The organism is Sphingopyxis sp. Root1497, assembly GCF_001427085.1.
Taxonomy (GTDB): Bacteria; Pseudomonadota; Alphaproteobacteria; order Sphingomonadales; family Sphingomonadaceae; genus Sphingopyxis.
In genome coordinates, this window is sequence record NZ_LMGF01000003.1 from 1,696,922 (window position 1) to 1,715,770 (window position 18,849).

The following is an 18,849-nucleotide window of genomic DNA, read 5'->3' on the forward strand; positions in this document are numbered from 1 at the left end:
CGCAATAAGTTGGGAGCGCCGCGATGCAATGGTCGCCCGCCCAATGCACCGCGCGCTTCGACGAACGCCGGACGTCGTGCGGGATTGCATAGAGAGCGAACTATCCGCAAGATGGCGGACGACACGCAGCGCGCGGATGGCTTGTCAAACCGCCCGCGACGTTGTTATCAGACTTGAGAATTGCCGAGAACGGCATCCGGGAGAGATTTATGAAAGCGCTGGCCGACCTTCTGACTTTTGACGAGTTCCTCACCCATTGGGCGGCCGACCGTCCCGACCGGCTCGCGCTGCGCGAAGAGGATCGCGAGTTCAGCTATGGTGAACTGGACGATCTGACCGCGAAGGTCGCGAGCGCGCTGATCGGCGCGGGGCTAAAAAAAGGCGACCGCATCGCGTGGATCGGCAAGAACAGCGACCTCTATTTCCAGCTCTTTTTCGGCGCGGCGCGCGCGGGGATCGTCATGGCGCCGATCGGTTGGCGCCTGTCGCCCGCCGAATGGGCCTATGTCCTCAACGATACCGGGGCAAAGATCCTGTTCACCGGCCCGGGCTTCGAGGCGGTGGCGCAGCAACTCGCCGGCAAGCTCGATCATGATCCGCGCATCGTGGGTGACGGCGAAGCGCGCGCGCTGATCGCCACGACCCCGCGCGCGGCCTTCGAGGGCTCGGGTCCCGACGACGCGGTGCTCCAGCTTTATACCTCGGGCACCACCGGCAATCCCAAGGGCGCGGTGCTGTCGAACCGCAACCTGTTCGCGCTGCGCCGCAATTCCAGCGATCTCGACCTGCCCTATACCAAGTGGGAGGATGACGAGGCGGTGCTGGTCGCGATGCCCTGCGCGCATATCGGCGGCACGGGCCTCGGCATCATGGCGCTTGCGGCGGGACTGCCGGGCGTTGTCCTCGCCGAATTCAACCCCGACGGCGTGTTCGACGCGGTCGAGCATCATGGCGTGACGCGCTTCTTTATCGTGCCCGCGGCGCTGCAGATGCTGCTGCTCCACCCGCGCTGCGCCGAGACCGATTTCAGCCGCCTCAAATATATCCTCTATGGCGCCGCACCGATCCCGCTCGAACTGCTGCGCCAGTGCATCAAGATGTTCGGCGCCGACTTCATCCAGGCCTATGGCATGACCGAAACGACGGGCACCATCTGCATGCTGCCGCCCGAAGATCATGATCCCGAAGGCAATCAGCGCATGCGCTCGGCGGGCAAGGCGCTGCCCGGGGTCGAAATCCGCATCCTCGGCGACGACGGGCAGGCGGTGCCGGTGGGCGAAGTGGGCGAGGTCGTGACCCGCTCGTCCAACAATATGATCGGCTATTGGAACCTGCCCGAGGCGACGTCGAAAACGATGACCGCCGACGGATGGATCCACACCGGCGATGCGGGTTATCTCGACACGGACGGCTATCTTTATATCCACGACCGGATGAAGGACATGATCATCTCGGGCGGCGAGAATGTCTATCCGGCCGAGGTCGAGAGCGCGATCTTCGGCCATCCGGCGGTGCAGGAGGTCGCGGTGATCGGCATTCCCGATCAGAAATGGGGCGAGACGGTGAAGGCCGTCGTCGTGCCCAAGCCGGGCATGAGTATCGACGAGGCCGACATCATCGCCTGGGCGCGCGAACGCATCGCCGCGTTCAAGGCGCCGCGCAGCATCGACGTGATCGAGGCGCTGCCGCGCAACGCCAGCGGCAAGATCCTGCGCAAGGATCTGCGCGCGCCTTATTGGGAGGGGCGCGAACGGATGGTCAATTGACCAACGGCGAGGCCCTCCTCGAAGGCCGCTGCCTGTGCGGCGATGCCGGCTGGACGCTTACCGGCGATCCCGGTTCGATCACGGCCTGCAATTGCACCATGTGCCGCCGCTATGGCGCGCTGTGGGCCTATGACTATGAGAATGAGCGCATTCGGATGACAGGGCCGACGGCGACTTTTGCGCGCCGCGGCAAAGCCGATCCGGCGCTCGAAATCCATTTCTGCCCGAGTTGCGGCTGCTTGCTGAGTTGGCGCGGTTTGCGACCGGAGGAAGATGGACGGCGTCGCATGGCGGTCAACATCCGCCTCGCCGAACCCAAGGCAGTGGCCGACCTTCCGATCGACCATTTCGACGGCCTCGACAGCTTCGAGGACTTGCCGGGCGATGGCCGCTGCGTGCGCGATATGTGGTACTAGTGCGGCCGGGCCGCTGTCTTGCGACACAGGGGCGGCGCGCCTAGGATAGCCGAGACGCCCCAGCCATTCGAACAGGGGGCGGCGGGGAGGTCGGATGTCGATCGGCTTGGCGTATGCGCTCCTGACCGCACCGGTCGCGGCCTCCGCCGTTCCGGTGACGGTCATCACCGTCCACGACCTCACGCCCAAGGAAATTCGCGCGATGCAATGGCGCGACCGGCGGCTGGTTGCACTCTGCCGGAGCGCCGCGCATCATCGCAACACCCTCGACAAATTACTGGTTGCCAAGGGCGCCGATAGCGACACGCTGTCCGAAGTCGCATGGCAGCTCTGGGATGGCGAGGATGGTTGCCGCCGGGACCGGGCGCTGGCGATCAATGTGACGCGCCGTGTCATCGACGGCAAGGCGCTGACCGCCGCCGACGTCGACACGGTCGCGCAGCTCGCCATGTTCCTCCAGTCGCGCGGCGAACCCGCCGACCTGAACGAACTCGCCGAGCTTCGACGCATAATGTGGGTGCGCGGCGACTATTATGGCGTCGGCGATTCCCCGACCTGGTCGGCCGATGAAAAGCGCGATTTTGTCGCGCGCGACGATGTTTGGGCCTTCATCGACAGTCCCGAGCGGCGCGAAGGATGGAAGCATCGGGCGATGCTGCTGGAGGCGTTGCTCGACCCCTTGTCGCCGCGTCACGACGCTGCGCGCGCGGTGTCGATGATCGAGGAGGGGAATGACAGCCGCGACTGGACGTGTGCGGCGCGGCTGCTGCTCGAAGGCAAGCAGTTGCCCGCCGATCCCGTGCGTGCCGAAGGACTGCTTATCCGGGCCGCCGAATATGATGACGCGGCCCGCCTGTTGTTGCTGCCGATCCTGGCGCCGCGCCTCGACGGCTCCGATCCCGTCGCCGCTCAGGCCGCGCTCAGGGCGATGCAGGCCTGGGCGTCCAAGACCGAGGCAGGCGGTGCGGCCACCCGCGTGCTCCTGTGGCCGCGCCTGGTGCAGAAGCTCTCCGCCCCCGCGCCCGACGTGCAAATAGCCGCGGCCCGCGACCTGACCCAATATGCGATTCTGGGGGCCGAGGCCGACCGTGCGCCCTTGCTTCGCTGGCTCGACACGGCGTTGCGTGACGGTAGCGACGCGGAAAAGACCGCCAGCTGGGGAAATCTGGGCCGTTTGATGATGAAGCAGGAACCGGGCGCCGCCGCGGTGATGGCCGCGGCCTATGAACGGGTGGGCGGCCTGCTGGACGGCGGGGCACTCCAACCGGCAAATTTCCAGCCGTTCATCACCGCCGACGATTATCCGGCACGCGCCCTTCGCGACGAAAGCGAAGGTGTCGTCGAGGCCGAAGCCGTGATCGCGCCTAATGGTCGCGTCCTCCACGTCGTGGTGACGCGCTTGGCGTCGCCGATACTCGACGACATTGTCCAGCGGCTCGTCGTTCGCCGCTTCCGCCTCAAGGACAAGCCGGAATTTGCGGGGCACTATGTGCGCGCGAAGCTGCCGTCGATCCAGTTTCGCCTGCCGAATTGCGACACCGGCGCTGACCGCACGCCAGCTGTAGAGGCCGCGATCCTGGTCGACGGCGATTATTGCCCCCATCCAATCCAGGACGTGCCGCTGTCCGTGACGACGGCCGGCGGCGCCTCAGAAGAATTGCGTGCCGCCGTCCTGATTGATGATCGCGCCGGTCATATAGGCGGCGCGCCGCGATAGCAGGAAGGTGAAGAGGTCGGCGAGTTCGTGCGGGCGGCCGATGCGTCCCAGCGCGACCTTCATCCCCCATTGCTCGGTCATCCAGCGGTCGAGCGCCGCCTCGGGATCGCCGCCATAGGCCGCTACCGCCTGCTCGGTTGCCGACGCCAACGCCTCGGTCGCCACCGCGCCGGGCGCGACGCAGTTCACGCGCACGCCCTTGGGACCATAGGCCATGGCGAGATTCTTCGACAGCGCGGCGATCCCCGACTTCATCGCGACATAGGGATAAAGATGCGCCGCCGCCGCGCGCGTCGAATAGGAGGCGGTGAGTACGGCAGCGCCGCCGCCTGACGCTGCAATGATCGGCAGCGCCGCCTGGCAGGCGCGCACGCTGGTCATCAGTACCGCCTGGAAACTGGCGTTCCAGTCCGCTTCGCCGTCTTCCTCGAAACCGCCATGGCTCAGCACCGGTCCCGCGGTGACCGCAAGGCCATAGAGCCGCCCGAAATGGTCGGCGGCGGACCGGATCGCGGCTTCGACCTCGCCCGGCCGTGTCGCATCGGCGCCGCGCACGATCACCTCGGCGCCGAGCGCACGCAGCGCCGCAGCCTTCGCCTCGCCGCGTTCGACGTCACGCGCGACCAGCGCCAGCTTCGCGCCTTCCTCGGCCAGGTGCCGCGCGGTCGCATAGCCCATGCCCTGCGTCCCGCCGACGATGACGATCGGCTCGCCTGCCAGTCCGAGGTCCATCGCGGGGTTCCCTCTATGCCGTCTTTTGCCGTTCGCGCGCGCGGACGAACCCGTCGCGCGCCATGCAACGCGCCAGCCACGCCTTGGTCGCCTCGCCCAGCACATCGTCGGCCTTCAGCGTGGTGGCGAGAAAGGCGGCATAGCCGATGACGATATCGGCGATGGTGAAGCGTCCCGCGACGAGCCACTCGCGGCCATCGCCCAGCGCCGCCTCGATGCTCTTCGCACGGCCACCGAAGAAGGCCTTATAATCGTCGACCGCCTGCGCCAGCCGCCGCTCCGGGGCCTCGACGCGCGTGTAGCGCAGCATGATCGCGAGCGGGAAGGTCAGCGTCGCGTCGCTGCGGTGGAGCCAGTTGCGATAGTCCCAATAATCCGCTTCGTCGCGGCGTACCTCGAGCGGTGTTCCCTCCGCGATGCGTTCGCAGATGGCGGCCGACTCGGTCATCAGTCGCCCGTCCTCGACCCAGCCCGGCACCGTCATCAGCGGGTTTACAGGGCGGTAATCGGGGGCAAAGGCGCGCGGCGGAAAAGGCAGGACACGCAGGTCGACGTTGATCCCCGCCTCCTCGACCGCCCACAGACAGCGCAGCGAACGCGCGTCGGCGCAATGATAGAGGATGGGTAGGGTCATGCGGCGATATCCTTCATTCGCTCGATATGCAGGCGATGTTCGCGCCAGGCGATGAACAGCCCGCTGGCGACGATCAGCGGCGCGCCGATCCACGTCGTGTCGGCGGGCAGGGTGCCGAAGAACCACCAGCCGCAGGCGATCGACCACAACAGGCTCGAATAGTCCATCGGCGTCACCACCGACACCGGTGCGAGGCGCAGCGCACCGGTCAGTGACAATTGCACCACCGCGCCGAGCAATCCGAGTCCGAGGAGCAGGCCCCATTCGCCCGCGCTGTGCGGTGTGAAGACGAAGGGCAGGGCGATACCGAGCGGGATCATCGAGATCAGGCTGAACCAGAAGACGATCGTCATCGCGCTTTCGGTGCGGCCGAGGTCGCGGACCTGGATCGTGATCAGCGCGGTCATCACAGCGCCGCCGAGCGCGATCAGCGTGCCGAGGCCATGGTCGCCCTCGAAGCCCTGCATCAGCAGGGTCGTCGGGTTGAGTACGATGAGCACGCCGACGAAGCCGATGACGACCGCCCCCCAGCGTTGCCAGCCGACTCGCTCGCCGAGCAACGCGGCCGCAAGGAAGACACAAATAATCGGCACCGACAGGTTGATCGTCGTCGCCTCGGCCATCGGCAGGAAGATCATGCCGCCGAAATTGAGCGCCATGCCGGTCAGCCCCATCATCGCGCGGCGCGCATGGATGCCGATGCGCTGGGTCTTGAACAGGCCAAGGCCGCCGTGCGTTAACGCCCATATCGCAAGCAGCGGCAGCACCAGCGCCTGCCGCCAGAACAAGCTTTCGACCAGGTGGATGCCCGCCGCGTCGATATATTTGACCAGCACGAACATCACCGAAAGGCTGAGCATCGCGAGCAGCCGGAGCGCGATACCGCCGAGATAATGTTGTGGCGGATCGGATGCGGCGACGGCGGTCATGCAGGGGCGCATATCAGGGCGGCGATGCTTTGCAAGCTATCCATCGCCATAAGGCTTGCCCCGCCTGCCTTGTCCCGCTAATGGCGCACTCCGGCCTAGGGGTATAGCTCAGTTGGTAGAGCATCGGTCTCCAAAACCGAGGGTCGTAGGTTCGAGTCCTACTGCCCCTGCCAGGCCGGCCCAGAACGTCCCTTGACGTCCCACAGCATCCCACCTTCAGCGGCGAAAAATTGGCTGAAAAGCGTTGGATTAAACGATCCCAAATCGTCCCGGGGCGTCTCACGCGGATCTTTCAAATTGAACCCAGTTCGAGCAATTTGTCGGTACGATTGTTGGTATCCGGCCGAAGTCTGTCGGTGCTTACCAACAATTCCCAAAATGTCCTGAATTCGAATCGCCAAATGTTAGAATGACTTAGCAAGAGCGGTTGTCGGGCACCGTTCAAATCCGTGGCGCAGGTTCGAGTCCTAAGCGGTAATTTGAAGTCTCGAAAGGCAGCTTTGCGCCCGATCTCAGCCATTTGCGGTGTGGGCCGCCCATGCCCGAAAGCAGTCATACAAGGTGAGGCAAACGGATCGACAGCATCGACTTCAAACTAATCGCGATTGGCGCGCTCAGAAGGCTAATTGACGATCACTAGCTGCAACTGAGCGGGGGATATTTGCCGCTTGAGTTGGCTCAAGGCCAACCCCACGAGCGTCAGGATCATTCCAGTCGTACCGGCGATCACCACCGTCTGAACCAGAAGCTGCGATTGTTCGGAACCCAGGCGGCGAAGGGTCGATGCACTAGCGGAGATGATCTTGCGGAGCTGCGGATAGAGCAGGCCCATGGCGGCTCTCCTCACAAAGCGAGCGCAACCGGCGCTTTCGTCGTTTCGGAAGCGCCGGTCGGTCTTGCGATCAGGGGACGATCATGAAGTCGGGGTTGGCGACGGCGAAGACGGCATCGCGATCGGCGGCGGGGGGATAGATCCACACCGTGTTGATCTCCTGCTTGATCTTTTTGCCCTCGTCGCGAGTGAAACGGACCTGGCGGTCCCAGCCCTCGGTATAGAGCGCACCCCATTCGCCGAGATCGAGGCAGGTCACATATTTCGGCTGGCTGTAGGGATGCAGCGGCAGCCCCACGAGTTCGGCGGCGGCATTGTGCCCCGCGACGCGGCCGAGGCTCATAGCGTGCTGGCACGACATGGGGTTGTAGTTGCCCAGGTCGTCGGTCGGCACCTTCACCGTGTCGCCGGTGACGAAGACACCGTTGGCAGCGGGCGCACGCAGATACGCATCGCCGATCACGCGGCCGAGCGCGTCATGGTCGCCGGGTAATTGCACGGCGAGATCGCTCGCGCGCATCCCGGCGGTCCACACCACGGTGTTGGTGGCGATTTTCTCGCCCGACGAGAGGGTGACGCTGTCGGCGTCCATCGCGGTGACGCGGACGCCGGCACGGCTTTCGACACCTGTTTCGGCAAGCGCTTCGGTGATCTGAGCCAGCGCATCCAGCCCGAACTGAGCGCCGATTTCAGGCGCATTGTCGACGATGACGACGCGGAAACCGGCATCCTGGCCCAGCGCCGCACGAAGGCGGATCGGCATTTCGGTCGCGGCTTCAAGACCGGTCAGGCCGCCGCCCGCCACGACGACGGTGTTGCGCGCGTCGCTGTCAGGACGGCTCGCCAGTGCCTTCAGGTGCGCGTCGAGGGCATAGGCCGTCTCGAGCTGGTCGGCCTCGAATCCGTGCTCGGCCAGGCCGGGGATGTCGGGACGGAACAGCCGGCTTCCCGCCGCGAGGATGAAGCGGTCGTAATCGAGCGTCCGGTGCGAGCCGTCAGTCGCGGTGACGCTGATCGTGCGCGCACCATGATCGACGCTTTCAACCCAGCCCGCGACATGACGCACGCCAACGGCGGCCAGCAGGGCGGTCAGGTCGGGGTCCATATTCTCGAGTACCGCTTCATAGAGACGCGGGCGGATGGCGAGGGTCGGAACGGGCGATATGATGGTCACTTCGACCTCGCCTTCCTTGCCCGCCAGCGCGATGGCGCGGGCGGCCGAGATCGAGGCCCAAAGTCCGGCGAAGCCCGAACCGGCGATGATAATTTTCTGTGTCATGCTGTGTCTCCTTGGATGTGCCGGACGCCAGTCATCGGACCGCCGCGCCGATGAATAAGGCGCGCGTGGATGCTTTCCCGGGTGCGTCCGACAAGCGGCCGAGAAAGAAATTCACTGGAAGATGTGAAACCGCCCGCCTGGGGCAGCAGGACGTCGCTTAGCTTGGAATATCGCGCGCCGATTTGTCGCGCCGGCCGGTGCGTGCCGAAGAGCGATCGCTGAACCAGGCAGAGACGTCATCCGAAAAGGAGGAGGGCGCTTTGCGAACAAAGTTCGCCGACACCGACGCGAGCGTCTGCTTCGACAGGCTGTCGCGCATCGCCTTTTCGGCCTGGATCATCACCGCATGGATCGCGCAAACGCCCTTGCTTGCCCATTCGGGCGGGCTGCCGGCGAACAGCGCACAGCGCCCGCGCACTTCCTGGCAATCGAACAACGGCTTGTCGCCCTCGATCGCATCGACGACGTCGAGGAAGCTGATCTCGGCCGCGGGGCGACCAAGGCGATATCCTCCGCGAACGCCTTCGCTCGCGGCGACGATCCCGGCCTTTTCCAGCTTGGGAAAAATCTTGGCGAGGAAGCTCGGCGAAATGCCCTGAAGTTCGGCCAGCTCACGGCTGCTCATCGCGACATCGTCGGAACCGACGAGCCACATCAGGCAGTGGATGCCATATTCAACGGAGGTGGTCAGATGTGCCATAACGCGGACTATATCAGTCCTCGTTTTGATGTCAAACATAAACGCAGATAAAACTTGTCCGCGTTATGTGTGCCTGGGGATCGGCGCATCTTCTCGGAAAATGGTCGATTCAGGTCATTGCCGCAACAACGCGATCGATGTCGGCTATCTCAATTCTGGAACTCAAAACAGAAGGTCTCGAATCGGCCAGAATCTGAAAATTCGGGCCGCAACTGATGTCGGCGAGTGCAACGAGCGCAGCGGGGCGATCGGACTTGCTGAAAATCGCCTCGTCATTTGACCTTTTCGCGCACCGTCGCCAAATGGGCCGATGGCCGATGCCCCTTCTTTTTCCGTCGACAGCAGAGCGCGACGCCTCACGCAACGGGGTGTCGACGCGCGCGAGAAAATTCTCGATGCGACGATCAAATGCATCGTGCGCTCGGGGGTCACCGCGACGACGATCGAACATGTCATGGCGGAGGCACAGCTCAGCCGCGGATCGGTGCTTCATCAATTTCCCAATCGCGTCGCGCTGATGGTCGCGACCGCCGAGCGGGCGATGCGGCGCGTGATGGATTCGGCGGGGGTGATGGCCGCGGAGATTGAGGACCCGTTCGAGCGCCTGTCCGACTATGCACGGATTTCATGGGAAACCCATTCGGCGCCCGAGGGACTGGCGCTGACCGACATATTGCTCGCCGCGCGCTGGGATGCCGAACTGATCGCGGGGTTGCAGCCGGTCGCGAGCCAGGTCGAGCAGGAGATCCACGACGAGTTCATCAAGCTCGCCAGCGAGGCCGGATTCGACGATGCCGAGGTGCTCGTCCCGCATGGCTGGTTGCTGATCGCAAGTGTCCGCGGGCTGATTATCGAGCATAGCCTGGGTTATGAGCGCCCGATGATCATTGCGGCGATCGACCGGATGATGGAGCGACATCGGCGGTTTTGCATCAACCTTGCCGCACGAGATCGCGAGGAGAATAAAAATAGTCAAATATGATTAGTCGATCTTGACTAGTTTAGCGCAATCTGATTTTCTGGTGGAAAGTCGGCATCGATAAGCCGACCCAACAGGAGAGTGATATGCCTAAGGGATTTGCGGCGCGGCTGTGCGCAGGTGTTACCTATGTCGCGTTGATGGCCGCGGCGCCGGCGATGGCGCAGAGCGAAACCGCGCCGCAGGACAGGGTCGCCGACGCGGAGCCGGACAATGCGAACGAGATCATCGTGACCGCGCAGCGCCGCGAGCAGTCGCTGAATTCGGTGCCGATGTCGATCACCGCGATCGGCGGTGACCAACTCGTCTCGCAGGGCATCAGCACCACCGCCGACCTTGCCAAGATCGTCCCCGGCCTGACCTTTACCCAGAGCCAGATCGCGACACCGGTCTACACGATCCGCGGCGTCGGCTTTTACGAATCGACGCTCGCGGCCTCGCCTGCGGTCAGCGTCTATGTCGACGAAGTGCCGCTGCCCTTCGCGATCTTGACGCAGGGCGCCGCGCTCGACCTGTCGCGCGTCGAGGTGCTGAAAGGGCCGCAGGGCACGCTCTATGGCCAGAATGCCACCGGCGGCGCGATCAACTATATCTCGGCCAAGCCCGGCAAGGATTTCGAGGCGGGCGCCAACGCCAGCTTCGGCCGCTTCAACGCCTTCGAACTGTCGGGATTCGTCAGCGCGCCGGTGACCGACACGCTCGGCGTGCGCCTGAGCGCGCGCATCGACGAGGGCGGCGCCTGGCAGCAGAATTACACGCGGAACGACAAGCTGGGCAGCGCGCGGCGCATCGCCGGCCGCGCGCTCGTCGTCTGGAATCCGACCGACACGCTGGAATTCACGCTCAACCTCAACGGCTGGCGCGACAAGTCGGACGTGCAGGCGCCGCAGCTGACCGCGCACACGCCGTACAATCCCGCCGGTGCCTATCCCTATGTGCTCGCAACCCCGCTCGCGCCCGCCAACGCGCGCGCCGCCAACTGGTCTGTCCAGCCCCCGATGCGCCGCGACGATGATTTCTACCAGGCGTCGCTGCGCACCGACCTCGACGTGTCGGACGATATCCGCCTGACCTCGATCACCTCGTGGCTCGAATTCAACACCGACGCGACGCAGGACCTCGACGCGACGCAGTGGCGCCAGCTCGACAGCTACACGCCGGGCAGCGTCAAAAGCTTTTTCCAGGAGCTGCGGCTGACCGGCACCAGCGGCGACGCGCGCTGGATCCTCGGTGCCAATTATTCGCACGACAAGGCGAGCGAGCAGCAGATCCTCAACACCGACGATCTCAGCAGCAACGTCATCATTCCCGGCCTGCCGATCCTGACCGTGTCGGGGGTGTTCACCAACCAGAAGGTGACGACCTATGCGGGCTATGCGAATATCGAATATGACCTGACCCCGAACCTGACGGCGCAGGGCGGCATCCGCTACACGCGCAACGAGCGCAGCTTCAACGGGTGCGGCTATGACGCTGACGGGACCACCCATCTCAGCTTCGACGTCCTGACCCAGATCTTCACCGGCGCGCTGCCGGTCAATCCGATCGGTCCGGGAAGCTGCCTGACCTTCAGCCCGGCCTTCCAGCCGTCGCTGGTGGTCGACGAGCTTAATCAGGACAATATCTCGTGGCGCGGCGGGCTGACCTACACCTTCGACAATCGCGCGATCGTTTATGCGAACGTCTCGCGCGGCTGGAAGGCGGGCGGCTTCCCGACCGTTCCGGCGTCGTCCTTCACCGGCTTCCTGCCGGCGACGCAGGAATCGTTGCTCGCCTATGAAGCCGGCTTCAAGCTGCCGCTCGCCGACCGGACGCTCCAGTTCAACGCCGCGGGCTTCTACTACGATTATTCGAACAAACAGGTCCGCGGCCGCATCCTCGACCCGATCTTCGGGTTGCTCGAACGGCTGGTCAACATCCCGACCTCGCACATCTACGGTGCCGAGGCGGCGATCGACTGGCGCCCGGTCGAGGGGCTGACCGCGAACCTGTCGGGCACCTATGTGAAGAGCCGCATCGACGAGTTCACCGGCTACAACGGCACCGGCGTCTTCGCCGATTACGAAGGATCGGCCTTTCCCTTCACGCCGAAGTGGCAGGCAACCGCCGACGTCCAGTATAAATGGCCGGTGAGCGATCGCTGGAATGCGGTGATCGGCACCAACGTCAACTACAACAGCGCGACCAACTCGACCTTCGGCGACCCGGCGATCCTGCGGATCAATGCGCGCACGCTGGTCGATCTGCGCGCCGGGATCGAAACCGAGGATGGCAAGCTGCGCGTCCAGCTGTGGGGCCGCAACATCTTCAACGAATATTACTGGAACTCGACCTTCCAGGCCGACACCGCGTGGCGCATGGCCGGCCGCCCCGCGACCTATGGCATCTCGCTCGGCTGGCGCCTGTGATCCAACCCGCGTTCCGGACGATCGCCGCCAACGGGATCACCCTGCGTGCGGCGGTCGCCGGCGAAGGGCCGTTGGTGGTGCTCGTTCACGGCTTTCCCGAAAGCTGGGCGGCGTGGCGGCATCAGATTGGGCCGATCGCTGCGGCGGGTTATCGGGTTTGTGCGATCGACTGTCGCGGGTACGGCGGCAGCGACAAGCCCGATGCAGTCGAGGCCTATGATCTGGAAAGCATGACGGCCGATATCGCGGGAGTCGTCGATGCACTGGGCGGCGGCGAGCCAGGTATTTTGATCGGTCACGACTGGGGCGCCTATCTGGTGTGGCACACCGCCTTGCTGCATCCGGATCGGGTCCGCGCGGTCGCCGCGCTGTCGGTGCCCTTCATCGGCGTCGCTGAGGTGGCTTTGATCGACGCGCTGAAGCCCGTCTACGCCGATCGGGGCCGCTTTTTCTATCAGGACTATTTTCAGACTCCGGGTATCGCCGAAGTGGAGGCCGAGGCCGACCTCGACGCCTTTGTCCGCCGCTTCTATTTCTGGCTGGCGGGTGAGGCACCCGACGGTCTGGGCGACGACCGGGCGGCCGATTCCCGGCTGCTCGACGGATTGCCCGGTCCCGACCCCTTTCCCGCATGGCTGCCCGATGCGGACATCGCGTATCTGGTCGGTGAGTTCCGGCGCAGCGGCCTTTGGGGACCGCTCAACCGCTATCGCAACCAGCATCGCGATGTCGCCTATCTGGCGCCCTGGCGCGGACGGACGATCGACCAGCCGGCGCTCTATATCGGCGGTACTCGCGACATCGTGCTGTCGATGCTGCCAGGCTTCGACATGATAGCAGCGATGCGAGCCCAGGTGCCCAACCTGTCCGATGCGATCCTTCTCGATGGATGCGGGCATTGGACGCAGCAAGAGCGCCCCGATGCGGTGACCGCGGCGCTTTTGAGCTGGTTGAAAGAATTGAAAGAAGGACAGACGCAATGAGATTTGCAGGCAAGACCGCGATCGTCACCGGCGGCGCCTCGGGCATCGGAGCGGCGTTCGTGCGCCGCTTCGTCGCCGAGGGCGGATCGGTGATGATCGCCGAACTCGACGTCGAGCGTGCCGCGGCTTTGGCCGGCGGGCTTGGCGAGCGGGCGGCCTATGAACTGGTCGACGTCGCCGATGCCGGTGCCTTCGCGCCGCTCGCGGACAAGACGGTGGAACGGTTCGGCGCCATCGATATCCTCTTCAACAATGCGGGGATCGGCAATTTCGGCCTGACCCCCGACATGGATATCGAGCAGTGGCGCCGCTGCATCGCGGTCAATCTCGACGCGGTCTTCTATGCCTGCCGCGCGATCATCCCCCATTTGAAAGCGCGTGGGGGCGGGGCGATCGTCAACACCGCCTCGGCCTCGGGCATGGGCGCCGATTATGGCTTCACGGCGTATAACGCGGCCAAGGCGGGGGTGATCAACTACACCCGCTGCCTCGCGATCGATCATGCGCGCGACAATATCCGCGCCAATGCGATCTGCCCCGGCCCGGTCGACACCCCGCTGCTGACTAGCGGTGTCGACGCGATCGAGGGGCTGCGCGCCGAATGGGAACGGATCGTGCCGTCGGGCCGCTTCGCACGCCCCGAAGAGATCGCGTCGGTCGCGCTGTTCCTCGCTTCCGACGATGCGAGCGGCGTCACCGGTGCATCGATCCCGGTCGATGGCGGGCTGACCGCGCATACCGGGCAGCCCGACCTCCGCGACGTCATGGCCGCCGCCGCGCAAGCGTGAAAGGATAGAGACGATGACTGCCAGGAAACCGAGTTTTGAAGTCTATCGCGCCGCCGACGCGCCGCCGTACAGCGAGACGTCGTGCATGGAATATTCGGGCATCACCCCGGTGATCGAGGACGGTATCGTCCGCGCGACCGCCGAGGGCGCCGACGACGGCAACGAGGTGAAGCTGCTCTTCTCGATGCCGGGGATGAGCCTGACCTACGCCTGGTTCAAGAGCGGTTTTCCGCTGCCGCTGCACAGCCACAATGCCGATTGCCTCTATTATATCATCGCCGGCTCGCTGAAGCTCGGCACCGAGGAGCTTGGACCCGGCGACGGCTTCTACGTCGGTACCGACGTCCCCTATACCTACAAGCCCGGTCCCGAGGGGGTCGAGGTGCTGGAGTTTCGGACCGCTGACGCATTCGATATCCGCTTCCGGGGCAATACGGCTGCCTTCTGGGACAAGATCGTCGACGGGCTGCGTAAGGAAAAGCCCGGCTGGGAAGGCCAGCGCAAACCGACCGAACTCGCAGGCGCAAAATGAGCGGTGCGACGATGCGCGCGGCGGTCCGCCGAGGCGCCGCGCTGACCGTCACCGACGTTCCCGATGTCGTGCCGGAGGCGGGGCAGGTCGTTGCGAAAACGCTTGCGTGCGGCATTTGCGGGTCGGACCTGCACGCCGTCCATCATCTGGAACATGGCGTCGAGATCGGCCGCCGCTGCGGGGCGCCCGACACGATCGACCCGTCGCAGGATCTGGTGCTGGGGCATGAGTTCTGCGCCGAAATCCTCGACCATGGGCCGGGCACCGAAAAGCGGTTCGCGGCGGGGACACGCGTCGTCTCCACCCCCTTTGCCTTCGGGCCGCTCGGCGCCGAACTGATCGGCTTTTCGACGCGCTATCGCGGCGCGCTCGCCGAGCGCGTGCTACTCACCGAGGCGCTTTTGCTGCCGGTGCCGAACGGACTCCCCTCCGAGATTGCCGCGCTCACCGAGCCGCTGTCGGTGGGCACCCATGCGGTTGCCGTGGCTAATCCCGGTCCGGGCAGTGTCGCGATGGTCATCGGCTGCGGCCCGATCGGGCTCGCGGTGATCGTCGCGCTGAAACGTCGCGGCATCGGCCCGATCATCGCCGCCGATTTCTCCCCCGCGCGCCGCGCGCGCGCCGAGAAGCTGGGCGCCGACATCGTCGTCGACCCCGCCGCGACCTCGCCGCACGATCATTGGGAGGCGCTCGACGTGCCCGCCACGCTGGCGTCCTTCGGCATGGCGCAGCTGTCGGGCCGGTCGCTGCGCGACGCGATCCTGTTCGAATGCGTCGGGGTGCCGGGCATGCTCCAGTCGCTGCTCGAACAGGCGCCGCCGCTCGCGCATGTCGTCGTGGTCGGCGCGTGCATGGAGGACGACCGCATCCTGCCCGTGCTCGGCATCAACAAACAGATGCGCTTCAGCTTCGTCTGGGCCTATTCGCCCGACGAGTTCGCCGAGACGCTGCACGCGCTGGGCGAAGGCGCGATCGACGGATCAGCGTTCCTGACCGATCAGGTCGGGCTGGCCGATGCGCCTGCGGCGTTCGAGCGGCTCGCCTCGCCGGGCGATCAGGTCAAGATAGTCGTGGAGCCCTGGCGATGAGCGACGAAGCCGCCCCGGCGATGGCGGGCGGGAAGGCGGCGATCGTTGCCGGGGGCGTAGTGCTGCTGATCGCGGGCTTCATCGCGCTCGGCATCCTGCTCGGGCTGACGCCGCTCTATGCCGGTTTTCTGCTGCTCTGGTATTGGGGCAGCGTCGATATGGTCGAGGGGCGGGCGCTGGCGCCTCTGCTCGTGGGGGCGTGCGGCGGCACCGCGACGGCGTGGCTGCTGCAATATGGCGCGGTCGAGGGCGGGCTGGCTGGTATCGCGCCGGTACTCGGGTTGATCGTCGCGGCGATCTATTGCCAGCTTCGTGGCTGGCTGCCGTTGCTGATCAACCGGTCCTATATGCTTTATCTGACCGTGATGGCGGCGCCGCTCCTGCAGGCGGGCGAGAGCTTTGCCCATGTCATGGCGGCGATCATCGCGGCGACGCTCTATTTTGGCGGGATCGTGACTGGCGGGCGCATGGTGATGGCGCGGCGCGCGGCGGTGACATGACGGGCCTTGCGATTACTCAGCCGCTCCACCGCGCGGCGCGCGAGACACCCGATCGCATCGCGACCGTCGATGGCACGCGGCAGCGGACATGGCGCGAGATTGCGTCGCGCTGCCGCCGCGTCGCCGCGGTGCTCACGGATCTCGGTGTCGTTCCGGGCGACCGTGTCGCGCTGCTTGCGCCCAATGGCGACCTGTTCGTCGACTTCCTCTTCGGCAGCTTGTGGGCGGGGGCGGTCGCCTGTCCGGTCAACACGCGCTGGACCGCGGGCGAGATCGCTTATGCGCTCGCCGATTGCGGGGCGAATTTGCTGATCGTCGATCCGGGTTTCCGGTCGATGCTCGGCGACATCCGCCGCGAGGCGCCGGGGCTGCGCGAGGTCGTGATGGCCGGTCCGGTGTTCGAGCAGTTGATCGCGGCGGCGGACGAACCCGACGAGCATCTGCGCCACGGCGACGATCTGGCGATGATCCTTTTCACGGGCGGCACGACGGGAAGGTCGAAGGGGGTGATGCTGTCGCACCGGGCGCTGATGGCTTATGCGCTGTGCCTCGCGGGCGCGGGCGATGCGGCGCCCGGCGAATGCATGCTGCATACCGCGCCGCTGTTCCATGTCGGCGCGATATCGGGCTTTCTCGCCTGCCTGCTCGGCGGCGGGCGTCATGTCTTCGCCCCGGCTTTCGACGCCGAAGCTGTGATGGCGGTCATCGCGGGCCAACAGGTCACCGACCTTTTCCTCGTTCCTACGATGCTGCAGGCGGTACTCGATCACCCGCGCTTCGGCGAGCATGACCTGACCAGCGCCCGGCGCATCTATTATGGCGCAGCGCCGATGCCGCCCGCGCTGATGGACCGCGCGATCGCTGCGATGCCGCGCGTCGGTTTCGTCCAAGGCTATGGCATGACGGAAACCGCAGGTTCGATCTCGCTGCTCAAGCCCGCCGACCACCGCGATCCCGCCCGCCTGCGCTCGGCGGGCCGCGCGGTGATGGCGATCGAGGCGCGCATCGTCGACGCCGACGACCGCGAGGTGCCGGTGGGCGAAATCGGCGAGATCGTCGCGCGCGGCGAAGCCGTGATGACCGGCTACTGGAACCGGCCCGAGGAGACCGCCGAGGCGTTGCGCGGCGGCTGGATGCACACCGGCGATGTCGGACGGATGGATGCGGACGGCTATATCCATGTCGTCGACCGGCTGAAGGACATGATCATCACCGGCGGCGAGAATGTCTATTCAGTGGAGGTCGAGGCGGTGCTTGCGAACCACCCTGGGGTGTCGCAATGCGCGGTCGTAGGCCGCCCCGACTCGCGCTGGGGCGAGCGGGTTCACGCTGTCGTCGTGTTGAAACCCGGATTGGAAACGAGCGCCGATGATATCGTCGCCTATTCTCGCAGCGTGCTTGCTTCCTACAAATGTCCGCGATCGATCGAGTTCCGGACCGAAATGCCACTGTCCGCTGCCGGAAAGATCGTCAAAGCCGAACTGCGAGCTGATTTTCCCGCATGACGGCGCGCGATGTGAACTGCGCTCCGAGTGACGAGATAGGTCGAGGTCGTTGTCTCTCGCCAGCGGCGTAACGCCTAGGTCGGCTTTTCACCAGTTCGTCCGTAAATGCAGACAGTCATCTTTCGGCCCGTACCCGTCGAGATCTACGATTTTGCCCGGGTTGACGCCAGTTCGCGGGCGACCGACAGGAATGCGGCCAGCCCGGCGGAAGGATGCCTTCGGCCCGGATAATATAGACAGAGGCCGGGGAAGGGCGGTGTCCAGTCTTCAAGCAGGCGGACGAGCATTCCATCTTCGATATCGGCCATGACGTCCTGTTCGAAATAGAAGCCGATACCGAAGCCCGCAAACACGGCGGCGCGCGACAGGTTGAGCTCATCGAACGTCATCGGGCCGCTCACCTCGATCTGCGCCGTGTCGCCGCCCTTTTCGAAATGCCATCGGTAGAGCGCGCCATCGGGCAACCGGACGCGGACGCAGTCGTGGGAAGGCAGATCGGTCGGCACCAGCGGTCGTGATCGCTTGGCCAGATAGGCAGGCGAGGCGACCACAGCGAAGCGCTGCGTCTCGCCCAGCGACAGGGCAATCATGTCTGTCGGCACGAGCGAGGCGACGCGAACGCCAAGGTCGAAACCGTCTGCGACAATGTCGCGCAGCTGGCCCTCGGTCACGACGTCGACATGCATGTCCGGATAGCGGCGCGAATATTCCAAGAGCAAGTGGGTGAGGGCAGGCGAGCGCGCGGCGAAAGGCGGCGCGTTGATTCGCAGCGTTCCCGTCGGCGTCGCACGGCGTTCGCGGACGATCTCGATGGTTTCGCGAACGTCTTGAAGCGATGGGCCGAGGCGATCGACGAAGACCCGTCCCGCGTCGGTCAGCGCAACGCTCCGCGTCGTCCGGTTGAACAGGCGCACGCCAAGCTCGGCTTCGATCCGCGCAATCATATGACTTAGCGCGGTTGTCGACATTCCGAGATCGATGGCGGCCTGCCGGAAGGACCCGCGCCGCGCAACCGCCAACACAGCGTCGAAATCCCGAAGCGCCAGTCGTGACATTATCCC

At 65.2% G+C, this 18,849-nt stretch carries 19 protein-coding genes and 1 tRNA gene; 13 read left to right on the top strand and 7 right to left on the bottom strand.

Annotation, left to right across the window (positions count from 1 at the left end):
• Positions 1–209: 209 nt before the first annotated feature.
• The 3 genes from ASD67_RS11435 to ASD67_RS11445 all read left to right on the top strand — a co-directional run bounded on the left by ASD67_RS11435 (position 210) and on the right by ASD67_RS11445 (position 3,899).
• The gene (locus ASD67_RS11435; protein WP_056346926.1) at positions 210–1,766 is read left to right on the top strand and encodes a fatty acid--CoA ligase; all 1,557 of its coding nucleotides are present in this window, start codon (positions 210–212) and stop codon (positions 1,764–1,766) included.
• Positions 1,763–2,182 carry a GFA family protein gene (locus ASD67_RS11440; protein ID WP_056346928.1) on the top strand — a complete coding sequence of 140 codons (420 nt, stop codon included), beginning with the start codon at positions 1,763–1,765 and terminating at the stop codon, positions 2,180–2,182. The genes ASD67_RS11435 and ASD67_RS11440 overlap by 4 nt, the downstream gene beginning before the upstream one ends.
• A gap of 94 nt (positions 2,183–2,276) precedes the next feature.
• Complete coding sequence (locus ASD67_RS11445) at positions 2,277–3,899, top strand: energy transducer TonB (RefSeq protein WP_056346930.1); 1,623 nt, start codon at positions 2,277–2,279, stop codon at positions 3,897–3,899.
• Here ASD67_RS11445 and ASD67_RS11450 read toward each other — a convergent pair.
• From ASD67_RS11450 to ASD67_RS11460, 3 genes are read right to left on the bottom strand one after another with little or no spacing between them, the layout of a single operon-like run.
• Positions 3,831–4,631, bottom strand: coding sequence for an SDR family NAD(P)-dependent oxidoreductase (locus tag ASD67_RS11450; RefSeq protein WP_056346932.1), 801 nt, complete (start codon positions 4,629–4,631; stop codon positions 3,831–3,833). The genes ASD67_RS11445 and ASD67_RS11450 overlap by 69 nt on opposite strands.
• 13 nt (positions 4,632–4,644) lie before the next feature.
• Positions 4,645–5,265 carry a glutathione S-transferase family protein gene (locus ASD67_RS11455; RefSeq protein WP_056346934.1) on the bottom strand — a complete coding sequence of 207 codons (621 nt, stop codon included), beginning with the start codon at positions 5,263–5,265 and terminating at the stop codon, positions 4,645–4,647.
• The gene (locus ASD67_RS11460; RefSeq protein ID WP_056347331.1) at positions 5,262–6,194 is read right to left on the bottom strand and encodes a DMT family transporter; all 933 of its coding nucleotides are present in this window, start codon (positions 6,192–6,194) and stop codon (positions 5,262–5,264) included. The genes ASD67_RS11455 and ASD67_RS11460 overlap by 4 nt, the downstream gene beginning before the upstream one ends.
• A 97-nt stretch (positions 6,195–6,291) precedes the next feature.
• On the opposite strand from ASD67_RS11460, the gene ASD67_RS11465 reads away from it, so the two are divergent.
• A tRNA-Trp gene (locus tag ASD67_RS11465) sits at positions 6,292–6,367 on the top strand.
• Between the two features lie 449 nt (positions 6,368–6,816).
• On the opposite strand, the gene ASD67_RS11470 is transcribed toward ASD67_RS11465, so the two are convergent.
• From ASD67_RS11470 to ASD67_RS11480, 3 genes are all read right to left on the bottom strand, one after another.
• A complete protein-coding gene (locus ASD67_RS11470) occupies positions 6,817–7,026 on the bottom strand; it encodes a hypothetical protein (protein ID WP_056346936.1) in 210 nt (69 codons plus the stop codon).
• Between the two features lie 70 nt (positions 7,027–7,096).
• Positions 7,097–8,305 carry an NAD(P)/FAD-dependent oxidoreductase gene (locus ASD67_RS11475; RefSeq protein ID WP_056346938.1) on the bottom strand — a complete coding sequence of 403 codons (1,209 nt, stop codon included), beginning with the start codon at positions 8,303–8,305 and terminating at the stop codon, positions 7,097–7,099.
• Between the two features lie 157 nt (positions 8,306–8,462).
• Positions 8,463–9,005, bottom strand: a complete 543-nt coding sequence (locus ASD67_RS11480) for an RrF2 family transcriptional regulator (protein ID WP_056346939.1) — start codon at positions 9,003–9,005, stop codon at positions 8,463–8,465.
• Between the two features lie 100 nt (positions 9,006–9,105).
• Here ASD67_RS11480 and ASD67_RS23085 point away from each other — a divergent pair, with 100 nt between their 5' ends.
• The 9 genes from ASD67_RS23085 to ASD67_RS11520 all read left to right on the top strand — a co-directional run bounded on the left by ASD67_RS23085 (position 9,106) and on the right by ASD67_RS11520 (position 17,788).
• Positions 9,106–9,285 (top strand): hypothetical protein, encoded by a 180-nt coding sequence (locus ASD67_RS23085; RefSeq protein ID WP_162248568.1) that lies wholly within the window; start codon positions 9,106–9,108, stop codon positions 9,283–9,285.
• 30 nt (positions 9,286–9,315) lie between these two features.
• Positions 9,316–9,987: a TetR/AcrR family transcriptional regulator gene (locus tag ASD67_RS11485; protein ID WP_056346941.1), complete on the top strand. Its 672-nt coding sequence runs from the start codon at positions 9,316–9,318 to the stop codon at positions 9,985–9,987.
• Positions 9,988–10,070: 83 nt separating this feature from the next.
• Positions 10,071–12,392: a TonB-dependent receptor gene (locus ASD67_RS11490; protein ID WP_056346943.1), complete on the top strand. Its 2,322-nt coding sequence runs from the start codon at positions 10,071–10,073 to the stop codon at positions 12,390–12,392.
• On the top strand, positions 12,389–13,375 hold the full coding sequence (locus ASD67_RS11495) for an alpha/beta fold hydrolase (RefSeq protein WP_235535639.1): 987 nt from the start codon (positions 12,389–12,391) through the stop codon (positions 13,373–13,375). Before ASD67_RS11490 ends, ASD67_RS11495 begins: the two co-directional genes overlap by 4 nt.
• On the top strand, positions 13,372–14,163 hold the full coding sequence (locus ASD67_RS11500; RefSeq protein WP_056346945.1) for an SDR family NAD(P)-dependent oxidoreductase: 792 nt from the start codon (positions 13,372–13,374) through the stop codon (positions 14,161–14,163). The genes ASD67_RS11495 and ASD67_RS11500 overlap by 4 nt, the downstream gene beginning before the upstream one ends.
• 13 nt (positions 14,164–14,176) lie before the next feature.
• The gene (locus ASD67_RS11505) at positions 14,177–14,695 is read left to right on the top strand and encodes a cupin domain-containing protein (RefSeq protein WP_056346947.1); all 519 of its coding nucleotides are present in this window, start codon (positions 14,177–14,179) and stop codon (positions 14,693–14,695) included.
• Complete coding sequence (locus ASD67_RS11510) at positions 14,692–15,783, top strand: zinc-binding dehydrogenase (RefSeq protein ID WP_235535640.1); 1,092 nt, start codon at positions 14,692–14,694, stop codon at positions 15,781–15,783. The genes ASD67_RS11505 and ASD67_RS11510 overlap by 4 nt, the downstream gene beginning before the upstream one ends.
• Positions 15,780–16,283 (top strand): hypothetical protein, encoded by a 504-nt coding sequence (locus tag ASD67_RS11515; RefSeq protein WP_056346949.1) that lies wholly within the window; start codon positions 15,780–15,782, stop codon positions 16,281–16,283. The genes ASD67_RS11510 and ASD67_RS11515 overlap by 4 nt, the downstream gene beginning before the upstream one ends.
• Positions 16,280–17,788, top strand: coding sequence for an acyl-CoA synthetase (locus ASD67_RS11520; protein ID WP_056346951.1), 1,509 nt, complete (start codon positions 16,280–16,282; stop codon positions 17,786–17,788). Before ASD67_RS11515 ends, ASD67_RS11520 begins: the two co-directional genes overlap by 4 nt.
• 143 nt (positions 17,789–17,931) lie before the next feature.
• Here the strand turns inward: ASD67_RS11520 and ASD67_RS11525 are convergent, their stop codons facing one another.
• Positions 17,932–18,843 (bottom strand): LysR family transcriptional regulator, encoded by a 912-nt coding sequence (locus ASD67_RS11525; RefSeq protein WP_056346953.1) that lies wholly within the window; start codon positions 18,841–18,843, stop codon positions 17,932–17,934.
• Positions 18,844–18,849: the final 6 nt, after the last annotated feature.